The sequence below is a fragment of the Flavobacterium panacis genome (assembly GCF_024649945.1).
In the GTDB taxonomy this organism is placed as follows: domain Bacteria; phylum Bacteroidota; class Bacteroidia; order Flavobacteriales; family Flavobacteriaceae; genus Flavobacterium; species Flavobacterium panacis.
The window spans coordinates 528,458-542,913 of sequence record NZ_JANKMS010000002.1 but is presented as its reverse complement, the minus strand read 5'-3'; the positions used below and the strand labels follow the sequence as shown (position 1 = coordinate 542,913).

The window sequence follows — 14,456 nt, the reverse complement described above, 5'->3', positions numbered from 1 at the left end:
AAAAAAGAATGAGTACTAAATTTAAAATACTATTTTTTTTAAGTCTTGTAAGTTTAAGTGGCTACAGCCAGATATGGCAGTGGCGCGTAGATGTGAACGCCACTATTTCAGCAGAAACAAACGACCATCCACAAGCCTTTTTATGGGTTCCTGAAAATTGTGAAGAAGTGAAAGGAATTGTTTTTGGTCAACACAATATGGTGGAAGAAGGAATTTTGGAACATACCTATTTTAGAAAAGTCTTGGCAGAGTTGGGTTTTGCCGAAGTTTGGGTTACTCCAGTAGTAAGTTGGACTTATGATACTTCTAAAAATGAAGATAAAATAGTTGAAAGTATTTTTCAGTCATTAGCTGAGGTTTCGGGTTATAAGGAGTTGGCTCATGTGCCAATTGTACCCATTGGACATTCGGCTATGGCGAGTTTTCCATGGAATTATGCTGCATTTAATCCAGAACGTACTTTGGCTCTAGTTTCAATTCATGGTGATGCGCCTCAAAGTAATTTGACAGGAAGTGGCAAACCTAATCCAGATTGGGGCAACCGAAATATAGAGGGTATTCCTGCCTTATTTATTATGGGAGAATATGAATGGTGGGAAGCTAGAATTCAACCCGCATACAAGTACATCGCTCAACATCCCAAAAGTGTTATAACATTGTTTGCTGATGCAGGTCACGGTCATTTCGACTATTCAGACGAGTTGGTAAAATACATGGCTGATTATATAGAAGAGGCAGCAATTCATAGACTTCCTTCAAAACACGAAATGAAGCTAAAACAAGTAGAACCAAGTTCGGGCTGGCTAATGGATAAATGGCGAAAAGATTCGATTCCTCAAGCTGCAGCAGCTCCTTTTGAAAAATTCAAAGGGAATCGTGCAACAGCTTCTTGGGTTTTTGATGAAAATTTCGCAAGGCCTACTGAGTCATTTTATGCGAAAGTAAGAGCCAAAAAAGAACAATTTATAGGTTTTAAACAAAACGGAAAAATTGTAGAACCGCTAAAAAATCATGCTAATTTCCAACCCAAATTTTTACCCAATGCAGATGGAATCACTTTTAATTTAAGTGCTTTTTTTGCAGATTCATCCCGTGTTAAGTCTGTTTCGTCACATGCTATTACAAAACTACAATTGGATAGAATTTGCGGACCAGTGAAGAAGATAAACGATTCAACCTTTCAGATTAGTTTTGATAAGTTAGGCTTTAATAATGCAAAACGAAGTAATGATATTTGGTTAATAGCACATAATAAAGGCGACAAGCAGTACAAGAGTGCAGTGCAGCAGGTAAACATCAAAATTCCTTTATTTAACAAATTAGGTAAAGAACAAAATATTCAATTTGAAGCTTTAAAAGATGTTACTACAAAATCCAAATCAGTGCCATTAAAAGCCGTTTCTGATCAAAATGCAAAGGTGCAATTCTATGTCAAAGAAGGTCCCGCTTTCATCAAGGAGAATACTTTGTATTTTTCAAAAATACCTTCTAAAGCAAAATTCCCAATAAAAGTTACAGTGGTAGCCTGGCAATATGGAAATCAAACAGATTTACAATCAGCAACACCGATAGAACATCATTTTTTTATTATGAAATAACAAACAATACATGATAAACATGAAAATAATTAGTACAAAATATACTCTCATGCTCTTAGTTTTCTTTGTACAAATAGGAGCTTTTGCACAAACAATTATAGAAGAAACACTCCAAAAGTTAAAGTCACCAGATGGTAACTATGAATTTACCTTTTATCAAAAAGAAAAGGGAGCTACTAGTAAACAATTATATTATGCTCTGACTTTTAAAGGAAAACCAGTAGTCTTAGAGTCTGAATTAGGAGTGTTGATTGAAAATCAAACTTTTGAATCGGCTTTAGGAATACCTAACGACACTTGTAAAGTATGGGGAGAAAATCTCAATTTTACGGGAGTTCTTAAAAATACCGTAAATCAAAATTGGAAACCACTTTATGGGGAAAAAACTACGATTACAGACCATTATAATGAATTGACATTGACATTTCGTAAAGGACAGGAAACTCCAAAGAATTTGACAGACGGTTATGATAAGAATAAAAGTTATTTCATGAATGTTGTGGTTCGAGCGTACAATCAAGGTGTGGCTTTTCGTTATTATTTTCCTGAACCTACTAATGGTCTTTTTCTGCATATTGTTGGAGAACAAACGCAGTTCACAATGCCTGAAGGTACATTAGCCTATTACGAACCTTGGGCGCAAGGACCATATGATTTACTTCCTCTTAAAAACTGGAAAGGTCAAAGTGAACGACCATTAACGATGAAACTACCCAATAAACTTACCGTTGCGATTGCTGAGGCGCAGATGGTTGATTATTCGCGTATGAAGCTGAGTTTAAATCCAACAAAAGCGAATACAATTCAAGCAGCTTTATATGGAAGCGTTGATGTAATTCCAGCTTATGCTACTCCTTGGCGTGTTATTATGGTGGCCGACAAAGCAACAGATTTAATTGAAAATAATGATATTATACTGAATTTAAATCCGGAAAATCAAATAAAAAATACAGCTTTTATTAAGCCGGGTAAAGTAATTCGTGTTGCAAAACTTACTCAGGCTGATGCTAAAAAGTGTGTTGATTTTGCAGTAGACAGAGGTTTGCAATACATCCATTTAGATGCGAGTTGGTATGGTCCAGAAATGAAAATGAGTTCCGATGCCACTAAGGTTTCAGAAACGAAAGATTTCAATATGCCCGAGTTGACCTCTTACGCAGCATCCAAAGGAATAGGAGTTTGGGTATACGTAAATCAAAGAGCTTTAATTCAACAACTGGACAGTATTTTACCATTGTACAAAAAATGGGGAATTAAAGGAATTAAATTTGGATTTGTTCAGGTAGGAAATCAACGTTGGTCAACTTGGTTACATGAAGCAGTTAAAAAATGCGCCGAATATGAAATGATGGTAGATATACATGATGAATACCGTCCTACAGGATTCAGCCGTACTTATCCTAATTTAATGACACAAGAGGGTATTGGTGGTAATGAAGAAATGCCAGATGCGAATCATAACACTATTTTACCATTTACACGTTTCTTGGCAGGTCCAGCAGACTATACTATTGCTTATTACAACAGTCGTATTAAAAATACACATGCACATCAACTAGCTTTATCAGTGATCTATTATAGTCCAATTCAATTCTTGTATTGGTATGATCAGCCTTCATTTTATCAAGGAGAACCAGAAATCGAATTCTTTGATAAAGTTCATACTGTATGGGATGAAACAAAGGTGGTCAATGGTGAAGTTGGTGAGTTTATAACAGTAGCTCGTAAAAAAGGAAATGAATGGTTTATTGGTGCAATAACAAACAAAGAATCACGTCAAATTACAATTCCTACAGCTTTTCTAACAAAAGGGAAAAAATACAATATCAAAACTTTTCAGGATGATGATACAGTGCAAACACGTACCAAAGTAGCGGTTAAAGAGCAAATTATAAAAGGAGGAGAGACACTTTCTTTTAATGTAAAAGGCAGTGGAGGAGTTGCAATTATAATTAGTGAATTACCTAAAAAATAAAGTACCTGATTTAATTTTATTTTTATAGAAAGGAAAAAAAGTCGCTACCATTTTTGGAGCGACTTTTTGCTTTTTAAAAACTCTTAAAAGAGAATATTTCAAAGTAAATTCTTTAAAAAAACTCTGATGATTTTCCTTAAATTAAAAGTTAAGCTAGCATTCGATGTTGAATTTAAAAGCAACAAGAAGTGTTATCATTTAATTCTATAGTTTATAGTTTGTCTTCATATTAAAGAATAGTGTTTCAGTATCTTAAATAAAAAAACAACTTTTTTAGCAAAGCCTTTGTTTCTGGCTTAAATGGGCCATAAATAGGTCAATAAAACTATAATTTATACTCTTTGAACTATAATTTATCCTCCTAAAAAGTAAAACGACTTAATATTGGATTGTGTTTGTGTGTCAAATTTTATAGGTGATTACACAGGTGAATTTTTAAGGATTAATCAGGTTTATTTATTCACAAATTAATTTAAAAAACATCCAATTTTTTGAGAGAAACAGGAAAGTAATATTTAAAAGTAAAATGAAGTATTTAAAAAAATCAAAGTATATCGTATTTTCTTTTGTAACAGCGATTACGACATCTGCCCAATCGCATTATCCCGGACAGCATCAGTCAAAACTAAAAGTAGAAGAAACTAAAAATGTCCAATTAAAAGCTTTTGATCTTGAAGATGTAAAATTGCTGGACAGTCCTTTTAAGGATAATATGGTTCGTGAAAGCAAATGGATTATGGATATCAGTGCTAATAGTTTGTTGCATAGTTTCCGTAATAATGCTGGAGTCTATAGTGGTAATGAAGGAGGTTATTTTGACATGAAAAAATTAGGCGGTTGGGAATCTCTGGATTGTGAGCTGCGAGGTCATAGTACAGGACATATTCTTTCGGGATTAGCTTTATTGTATGCTTCTACTGCTGATAGCAAATACAAACAGAAGGCTGATAGTATTGTTTCTGGTTTGGCAGAAATACAAAAAGTACTTAATCAAGGAGGTTTTTTAAGTGCCTATCCTCAAAATTTAATTGATCGTGCCATAAAGGGACAAAAAGTTTGGGCACCTTGGTACACACAACATAAATTATTCTCAGGTCTTATCGATCAGTATTTGTATTGCGATAATAAGCAAGCTTTTGAAGTAGTTAAAGGCATGGCAGATTGGGCTTACCAAAAATTAAAACCTCTTTCTCAGGAAGAGCGCAAAACGATGTTGCGTAATGAATTTGGTGGGATGAATGATTCGTTTTATGCTTTATATGAGATTACAGCAAATCCCAATTATAAATTCCTTGCGGAGTTCTTTTATCACGATGATGCTTTAAATCCATTAATGGACAACCAAGATAACCTGAATAAAAAGCATGCCAATACTTATATTCCTAAATTGATTGGCCTTTCACGCGCTTACGAACTAGAAGGCAAAAGTAAATACCATGAAATATCAGACTTCTTTTGGAATACTGTAGTAGATCATCATTCATTTATTACAGGCAGTAATAGTGATAAAGAAAAGTTTTTTGAGCCCGATCATCAATCGCAACATTTAAGTGGTTATACAGGTGAATCGTGTAATGTATATAACATGCTTAAACTAACACGTCACTTATTTGCCTGTGAACCTAAAGTAAAATATGTCGATTTTTATGAAAAGGCATTATACAACCACATTTTAGGACAACAGGATCCAGAATCAGGAATGGTAGCCTATTTTTTACCCATGAAACCAGGTGCTCACAAAGTATATAGTACACCTGAAGATTCATTTTGGTGTTGCGTAGGCAGTGGTTTTGAAAATCAAGCCAAATACGGAGAGTTCATTTATTGCCATAATAAAAATAGTTTGTTTGTCAATTTATTTATTCCTTCTGTATTAAAATGGAAAGAAAAAAACATGACAGTAAAGCAAGAAACAGCTTTTCCAAGTAAAAACAACATCAAATTAACCATCAATACGACGAGTTCAGAAGTTATTCCTGTAAACATTAGATACCCACAGTGGGCAACCGAAGGTGCTATGCTTTTAATTAATGGAGTAAAACAAAGAATTACCGTAAAACCAGGTAATTACATAGTACTAAATCGTAAGTGGAAAGATGGAGATATTATAGAAGTTACATTTGATTTACCATTAAAAGTTACTTCTACTCCAGATAATCCAAAAGTTGTAGCTGTAACTTATGGTCCAATCGTTTTAGCAGCCGAATTAGGAGCTGCCGATATGGTAGCGCCAGCTCCTTTCAGTAATCCTAAATTATACAATGATTATTATACTTATGATTATCATATTCCAACTTCTATTTCAAACAAACTAAACTATTCATCGAAGGAATTACAAAAAAGTATTTTAAAAGTAAAAGATGATAATCTGTTGTTTAAAATTAAGGACGATAATAAAACATTAATACCAATTTCGAGTATTCACAGACAACGATATACTATTTATTGGGAACTAAATAAATAATGAATTACAGCAATAAGATTATGACTTTAAATAAACAAATAATAGCTGCACTAGGAGCTTTTATGCTGCTTACTAGTTGTGGTAAGCAACTAGCTCAAACTACAGTAGAAAACGAATTCAATGTCGATGCTCAGTTGAATTATTGTGTACAACAAACTTCAAAGACATTGAATGAAATACCAGACAATGGATTAATTCCAAGAAACATTGCACCAAATAATCCTGAATGGCGAATGGTGGATTATACGGATTGGACCAGCGGTTTCTGGCCAGGAGAACTGTGGTATCTTTTTGAGGCAACTGCCGATAGTAAATGGAAAAAAGCAGCCGATAAATATACGCAATACTTAAAACCACTTTCTGTTTCTTCTGCAACAGACCACGACTTAGGATTTCAGGTTTTTAATAGTTATGGCAATGGTTACCGTTTAACCAAAGACCCAGAATACAAAGCGGTTTTACTTAAAACGGCGGATACATTGGCAACCTTGTTTAATCGAAAAGTGGGTACTATTTTATCATGGCCTCGAGATGTGCCGAACATGGAATGGCCTCAACATAATACGATTATGGATAATATGATCAATTTGGAATTGTTGTTCTGGGCTTCTAAAAATGGTGGTTCAAAAAAGTTATATGATATGGCAGTAAGTCATGCAGTAGTAACTATGAATAATCATTTTAGACCTGATTATACCTCTTATCATGCAGTAGTATACAATAAGGATACAGGTAAAAAAATAAAAGCAGTTACGCATCAGGGCTATGATGATCATAGTATGTGGGCACGTGGTCAAGCCTGGGCGATATACGGTTATACAATGGTGTATCGTGAAACGAAGGATCCCAAATTTCTTGATTTTGCTCATAAGGTAACGCGCGTGTATCTAGATCGTTTGCCAAAAGATTTAATTCCGTATTGGGATTTTGATGATCCTACAATTCCAAATACAACCCGTGATGCCTCTGCAGCGGCAGTTGTAGCATCGGCACTTTTAGAATTGGCTACCTATACAACTGATTATAATTTAGCCAATGAGTATAATGAAAAAGCATTAGGAATGTTAAAAGAACTGTCGGATAACTACCAGAGTAAAGATCAGAATTCAGCACTTTTATTACATTCTACAGGTCACAGACCAGCGGGTTCTGAAATTGATTACTCTATTATCTATGCTGATTATTATTATGTAGAAGCTTTATTACGCTACAAAAAGATCGCAAAAGGGCAGAAACCTTTAATTACTTACAAACTGAACTAAATCGTAACGCTAATATTTTAATTGCTTTTTTAAAATGAAAAATAAAAAAATTCTGTACTGGTCGATTGTTGTAGCCTTGGCTGGTTTCCTTTTTGGTTTTGATACTGTTGTTATTTCGGGTGCCGATAAACAATTACAAACATTGTGGAATTCTTCCGATTTGTTTCATGGTTTGGTGGTAATGTCTTCCGCACTTTGGGGAACTGTGTTAGGAGCTATTTTTGGAGCATTTCCTACTAATCAATTAGGCCGTAAAAAGACCTTGATTTTAATTGGAGTACTGTTTTTTCTCTCAGCAGCGGGAACAGCTCTGGCCAATGATCCTGTTCTCTTCTCAGTGTTTCGCTTTTTAGGCGGATTGGGTATTGGCGCTTCTACTATTGCAGCTCCAACTTATGTGTCAGAAATTGCACCGGCTAAAGACCGTGGTAAGTTAGTAGCGCTTTACCAGTTTAATATCGTTTTTGGTATTCTAATTGCTTTTCTTTCCAATTACTTATTGCAGGATATAGGAGAAAATTCATGGCGCTGGATGTTAGGCGTACAAGCAGCTCCTGCATTAATTTATACACTTTTAGTATTGGGAATTCCCGAAAGTCCTCGTTACATTTTTGATTATAAAAAAGATGTAGTTAAAGCAAAAGAAATCCTTTTGCTGGTAAATACTCCCGAAGATGCAGAGTTAGAGTTGGAAGCTATGGCTGCTGAAAAAGTAAAAGAAAAAGTAGATGAATCTATCTTTATGAAAAAATACAGAAAACCATTGATGTTGGCTTTCTTTATTGCTTTGTTTAATCAATTTTCAGGTATTAATGCATTTTTATATTATGCCCCACGTATTTTTGAATTGGCGGGTCTTGAAAAATCAGCATCTTTCTTTAGTAGTATTGGAATTGGTATCGTAAACTTAGTTTTTACATTGATAGGAATTTCACTAATTGACAAATATGGCCGTAAAACCTTGATGTATTTAGGTTCTGTTGGATACATTGTTTCCTTGGCTTTAGTGACAACGGCATTCTATTTTGAATGGAAAGGTATGGCAGTTCCTTTGTTTTTCTTTTTATTCATAGCAGCTCACGCAGTAGGGCAAGGCTCAGTAATTTGGGTCTTTATTTCAGAATTGTTTCCAAATAAGTTGCGAGCAGCAGGTACCGCTTTTGGTACTTCAGTGCATTGGGTGTTGGCAGCATTAATCCCATCTTTTATCCCTTTCCTTTTCAAAGAAATTGGTGCTACGACAGTATTCTTTATTTTCTGTCTAATGATGGTTTGGCAATTAGTATGGGTATTCTTTAAAATGCCTGAAACCAAAGGTAGAACCCTTGAAGAGCTTTCGGAAAGTTTAACAACAAAATCATCTATTAAGTAAAAAATCTAATAAAAAAGTTGAGAATGAATTCATTTAGTTTAGAAGGCAAAACAGCCTTAATTACAGGTGCGACGCATGGTTTAGGAATGGCTATGGCTATCGGATTAGCTCAGGCAGGTGCCGAATTAATTATCACAAATAACGTAAAAGAACCCCTAGATGAGGCTATTGAACAGTATAAAGGTTTAGGATTTAAAGCGTCAGGTTATGTATTTGATGTAACCGATGAGGTAGAAGCAGAGAAACAAGTGGCGCTTATCGAAAAAAATCATGGTAAAATTGATATTCTGGTAAACAACGCAGGAATTATTTTAAGAATATTAGCTTTAGATATGCCTGTTGCTGATTTTCGTAAAGTAGTTGATGTAGACCTTATTGGTCCTTTTATTATGTCCAAGTTAGTGGCTAAAAATATGGTCGCACGTCGTTCGGGTAAAATTATTAATATCTGTTCTATGATGAGTGAACTTGGACGTGACAATGTGAGCGCCTATGCTTCAGCCAAAGGAGGACTTAAAATGTTAACCCGCAGTTTGGCTACCGAATGGGCTAAATATAATGTACAAGTTAATGCTATTGGTCCAGGATATTTTGCTACGTCACAAACGGCTCCAATTCGTGTAGATGGTCATCCATTTAATGATTTTATCATAAGCCGTACTCCTGCCGGACGTTGGGGTGAACCTGAAGATCTCGCTGGTACTGCTGTATTTCTAGCATCAGAAGCAAGTAACTTTATTAATGGTCAGGTAATCTATGTAGATGGAGGGATACTGGCAACGATTGGTAAACCATCAAACGAGTAGATTTTTGTTACTCTCTATTTATACTGCATTTAATAATTCCCCTTGTTCTTTGACAGGCAAGCAATTTTAAAAATTGGAATATGAAAAAAATACTTGTAACGACTTTTATAATAATCGCTAATGTATTATGGTCGCAAAAAATAGAACATCCGTCATTATTGTTAACCCAAGAGAGGGTTGGTTCTGCAAAAAAAATGATAGGAAGTAATCCAAAATTGAATGACGCATGGAAAATCATTAAAAAACAAGCAGATGAAGCTCTTTCTAAAAATGATTTGTTAAAGACCGATTATCTGGCTTTGGCTTATTTGATGTCTAACGAAAAGAAATATGCAGAAAAAGCTAAAGAGATATTATTGAATTCGGTGAGAGGAAAACAATGGAGTAGTACAGATGAGATGATGTTGCGTAAACCTGCATGGCGTGCTGATTTAGGGCTTTCGCATAAATGCCGTATTAGTGCTATTGCTTATGATGGAATTTACAATACGCTTTCAGAAACAGAAAAGAAAGAAATCGCTATAGGATTGTATAATTATGGTGTTGTTCCAGGTTTAGGTGATTGGTTTTTAGAGCCAACCCGAATTCATTCTCTCAATTCTATGGGGCATAATTGGTGGACATCTTGTGCAAGCATGTCTGCATTGTTGGCATTAAGTATCGCAAACGAGGTACCTCAAGCAGCTACTGCTGCGGATCTATTTTATGAAAAATTACCTGAGTGGTTTGCTTTTGCTGGCGATGAACTTCAAAATAAGCCTAAAAGTTTTGATAAAAATGGAGGAATGTACGAAAGTATTAATTATGCCAATTTTGGTATATCAGAAGCTTTGGTGTATATGTTGGCTTGGAAAAATGCAAATCCTAATGCTAAAAGTTTAGATATACCTGAATTGAAAAATACTCCCGATTTTTTTATGTATTGCGCCTATCAAGGAGATAAAAAAATACAAAGTTTGAATTTTGGTGATAGTAGAGCAGAGATTACGGCAGAAAATGTGATGTTGCTTCTCTATGCTTTAGGTCAAAAAGAAGATAATATGTTATGGTATTTAAAGCAAACGGAAACAGGTAACAATCGAGAAGGGCTTTATAGAAATACACCTTTAGGATTTTTGTATTATCCTGATACAAATGATGCTCCTAAAGAACCAAACTTAAAAGAATCGCAGTTATTTGCTGATTTTGGCTGGGCTACCCTACGAAATTCATGGAAACCAGATGCGACTATGTTGGCAGTAAAAAGTGGCCATACTTGGAACCATTCACATGCTGACGCCAATTCATTTTTAGTATATCATAAAGGTGAGAATCTAATTGCAGATGGTGGCCATTGTTGGTATCCAAATCCTGCTTACCGTGAATACTTTTTTCAAAGTCAGGCACATAATTTAGTCTTGTTTAATGGAGAAGGACAACCTACTAATCAGCAATATGAAGGTTCCATGTTAGATGGAAAACTTACTAATCTGTTAGATGCTGGCACAATAAAATATCTTTTAGCCAATGCAACTGGTCCTACATCTAATAACTTTATTCGTAATTTCAGACATTTTTTATGGATGGATAATATCATTTATCTTGTTGATGATTTAAAAACCTATAAAGAAGGAAATTTCGAATGGCTGTGGCATTTAGAAGGCGAAGTAAAAAAGAATGGAGTAGATATTAATGTTAAACACAACAAAGCTGCGTTGACCATTCGACCGCTATATCCTGAATATATTACTCCTTCTAATTTTGTACATGACTACCCGACTTTTTCACGTTTTGAAGAGCGTAAAGCACCATCTGAAGATTTAAAAGGGGAAACAGCCTATTATTCAGTGAAGTCTCCTGTAGCGTTTAAAAAGGTTAAGGGGTTAACTGCAATAGTTTTAAAAGAAAACGAAGTAGATAAAATGCCTAAGATCGAGAAAATTGAAGGCAAAGACTGGATAGGCGTTCGTGTACATAACAATGGTAAAATTACTGATTTGATTATTAATCAATTAGCTGATGGCACTTTAATGCATTCCAACTCTTGGATATGGGCTGAAGGTTGGGAAACCGATGCCTATATGTTTGCGGTATCTTATGATGAAAACAGCAAGCCTGAGAATGCTTCAGAAATTTGTATTATATACGGTAGCGCATTACGTCGTGACAACAAAGCTTATTTTGGTTCACTATCAAAATTAAATGTTATTCAAAAGTTAGATGGAACTACAATGTCTGTTACCATAGATGGTCAGCCCCTTATAAATGCGTCATTTTATGCACCAAAGCAGCTTTCAACTTTACTAGTAAATGGGAAAACCTCAAAGTTTGATTTAGATAATCAATATTTGACTTTCAAATTGGATAACCGTCTTAAAGAGTAAGTTTTTAATTGCGTTTAATACAAGTGAAATTTACTATAAAGATTAATGATTCAAGAGAATTTAAAGGATACCTAATTCAAAGAAAATTGAAAATTTAAGGACATCGGTAGAGATAAGCAATTTTTTGTAATAACATATGCTTGCTGAAAAAGTAGAAAAAATAAAAAAGCCTTTAAACATTTTTGTTTAAAGGCTTTTAATTTCATCTGGCGGGGAAAAGGGGGCTTTAATCGAACATTTGATTCCATTATTGACCTTTATAGAAAGTTTGAAAATCTGAAGACCTTATAATAATACAATGTTTTTAAGGCTTTTCTCTATGATAATTATTTCCTGATAATGTATTTTAAAAAAGAGTAGATTTTAAACTGTTATTCTAAAAAATATTCATTTCAATTCAAATGCAAAATTTAAATTTGAAAAAAACTGGAAGATGTTTGCATCGAACACTTTAGCTAATAAACTGAGTAAGAATGTTTCTTAAGGTTTCAATTCCAAATTGTTATTTTTAATTACTCATTTTATTTCTTTACTGAAACAAACAGGTTTAATTCGCGCATATATAAGCGCACTGTTGTAGAAGATATTTGGTGTCCTGATCTTTGAAGTTCCACTGTTATACGTTTGTATCCATAACGTTTTTGGGAAGATATAAAAATCGATGCTATTTCTTTCTTTATCATGATTTTCCATTTCTGTCTTTCAGAAACATATCCACTTTTCCATTTGTTGTAGTTTCCTAAATGTACGCCGAGAATTTTACAGAGCATATAACTTGAATAATTCTCCTCCTTTTCAGCTATGTATTTATATATGAAAGGAAATCCCTTCTGAAGAAAAGCGGCTCCATCTTTTATAATTTCAAACTCAGCATCTGATTTTTTGATTTTTATTTCAAGATCATATATCTTTTTTTCCTGGGCTGTTAATTTTGTTTTTCCTAAAGAGAAATTTTTCTCGCCGTTTATAATATAGTTTTTTCGCCAGTGCAGTAATGAGACGTTTGTTATGCCAAATTGCTGAACGAGATCTTCGAGTTTTCTTTTTTCAAAACTTAGCTTAACAACTTTGAGTTTAAAATCAGGATGGTACTCTTTTTTATTAACTTTCATGAATATCAGTGCGTTTTTTTTTATTGTATTCCTTCATTGAATTCTTCAATTGTTTTGTATTTAAGTGCTGAATGCCTCCTTTTTTTGTTATACCAGTTTTCAATATATTCAAATATCTTGGCTCTCATCTCATGCGGAGCTAATAGTTTTTCATGATTACGAATCAATTCTCTCTTTAAAGTATTAAAAAAGCTTTCAGCAACAGCATTATCGATGCTTCCGCCCTTATGGCTCATGCTTTGTACACATCTATATTGGCTCAGGATGCTGCTAAAGAGTTTGTTAGCGTACTGGGTTCCGCGATCGGAATGGAATATTAAGCCCTCCTGTAATTTTCTGTTGCTTAAAGCCATATTCCATGCAGGAAGAATAGTTGTGGCAGTTGAAAGCCCAGAACTAAGATTCCAGCCAACTATTTTTCGGTCGTATAAATCTATGATAACTGTAAGATATAAAAATCGTTTTTCGATCTGGATATAGGTGATGTCCGAAACCCAAACTTTTGAAGGTTTGTCAGATGTAAATTTCCTGTCAAGTATATTTCCTGAAATGTAGAGGTTGTGTTTGGAATCCGTAGTAACCTTGTATTTTCTTTTGACTTTGCGCTTTAGGCCAAGCTGCTTCATAAAAAAGGTAACTTGATCTTCAGAGATCTGTAATCCTCTTTTACAAAGTTCTCTGGCAATTAATACGCATCCATTACGTTGTTTAAATTCGTAAAATACAGAAGTAATTGCATCTTTGAACAGCAAGACCTGACTCTCTCTTTTTGATAGAGGCTCCTTTATTCTTAAATAGTACATTGATGTGGATACACCTAGTACTTGACACATTATTTCAATAGGGTATTTCTTTTTATTTTGATAGATGAAATTGTATAGTGCCTGTTTGCCAAGAGGTTTTAATCTTATACCTTCTTTTAATATTGCTAATCTTAACTGAGATTCTGTCAGTTTCTTTTCCAGTTCATAAATCTTATAGTTTTCAAAGTAGACTCTTTTTTTTCCTCCTCCGGGAAAACTTCCCTCTTTATATTTCTGATAGATTGTTCTCCATTTAGAAAGCAGTTTAGGAGAGATGTTAAGTTCTTCAGCGGTATTGAAAACATTTTTTCTTTCATAACTAAGCAGAACTGCATTCTTTTTAAATTCAGGTGTGTGAGACCTTTTTATTTCATGCATTTTTTAATATTATTTTGGGTTAGTACATGTCAGCTAAAATAGAAATAAATCAATTTTTCGAATCATTTAGCACAATAAATCAATTATTGTTCTGAGAAGGATAGCGATCTTACCTATTTTTTTTGAATAATTTAATTATTTCTAATTTTGAAGACTGAGGCTCGCCCAATAATTCGAAGCTCAGTAGAGAAGAGTTTGATTTTAATGATTTAGAAGCATTTGAAAAGTTATGTGTCAAGAGAATGCCACAAAGCTTATATAGATGAAGGATCAACAAAATCGCCTTAACTATTTGTGGTACTTTTGAAGGGAACTCCAAACAG

The 14,456-nt window shown here is 34.2% G+C and carries 9 protein-coding genes; 7 read left to right on the top strand and 2 right to left on the bottom strand.

Going from position 1 to position 14,456, the window contains the following annotated elements; translation table 11 throughout:
• Positions 1 to 8 precede the first annotated feature (8 nt).
• The 7 genes from NQQ59_RS07345 (at position 9) to NQQ59_RS07315 (ending at position 11,840) form a co-directional block, all read left to right on the top strand.
• Positions 9 to 1,598 (top strand): hypothetical protein, encoded by a 1,590-nt coding sequence (locus tag NQQ59_RS07345; protein ID WP_144215002.1) that lies wholly within the window; start codon positions 9 to 11, stop codon positions 1,596 to 1,598.
• 49 nt (positions 1,599 to 1,647) lie between these two features.
• Complete coding sequence (locus NQQ59_RS07340; RefSeq protein ID WP_257698158.1) at positions 1,648 to 3,573, top strand: glycoside hydrolase family 97 protein; 1,926 nt, start codon at positions 1,648 to 1,650, stop codon at positions 3,571 to 3,573.
• 526 nt (positions 3,574 to 4,099) lie between these two features.
• Entirely contained in the window at positions 4,100 to 6,037 is a 1,938-nt protein-coding gene (locus tag NQQ59_RS07335; RefSeq protein ID WP_144215000.1) for a glycoside hydrolase family 127 protein, read from the top strand.
• 20 nt (positions 6,038 to 6,057) lie between these two features.
• Positions 6,058 to 7,299: a glycoside hydrolase family 88 protein gene (locus NQQ59_RS07330; RefSeq protein ID WP_144214999.1), complete on the top strand. Its 1,242-nt coding sequence runs from the start codon at positions 6,058 to 6,060 to the stop codon at positions 7,297 to 7,299.
• Between the two features lie 34 nt (positions 7,300 to 7,333).
• Positions 7,334 to 8,671: a sugar porter family MFS transporter gene (locus NQQ59_RS07325; RefSeq protein ID WP_144214998.1), complete on the top strand. Its 1,338-nt coding sequence runs from the start codon at positions 7,334 to 7,336 to the stop codon at positions 8,669 to 8,671.
• Positions 8,672 to 8,694: 23 nt separating this feature from the next.
• Entirely contained in the window at positions 8,695 to 9,477 is a 783-nt protein-coding gene (locus NQQ59_RS07320) for a gluconate 5-dehydrogenase (protein WP_186296667.1), read from the top strand.
• A gap of 80 nt (positions 9,478 to 9,557) precedes the next feature.
• Positions 9,558 to 11,840 carry a heparinase II/III domain-containing protein gene (locus NQQ59_RS07315; protein WP_144214996.1) on the top strand — a complete coding sequence of 761 codons (2,283 nt, stop codon included), beginning with the start codon at positions 9,558 to 9,560 and terminating at the stop codon, positions 11,838 to 11,840.
• Between the two features lie 521 nt (positions 11,841 to 12,361).
• Here the strand turns inward: NQQ59_RS07315 and NQQ59_RS07310 are convergent.
• Positions 12,362 to 12,952: an IS3 family transposase gene (locus tag NQQ59_RS07310; protein ID WP_144214995.1), complete on the bottom strand. Its 591-nt coding sequence runs from the start codon at positions 12,950 to 12,952 to the stop codon at positions 12,362 to 12,364.
• Positions 12,953 to 12,972: 20 nt separating this feature from the next.
• A complete protein-coding gene (locus NQQ59_RS07305) occupies positions 12,973 to 14,133 on the bottom strand; it encodes an IS3 family transposase (RefSeq protein WP_144214994.1) in 1,161 nt (386 codons plus the stop codon).
• Between the last annotated feature and the right edge of the window lie 323 nt (positions 14,134 to 14,456).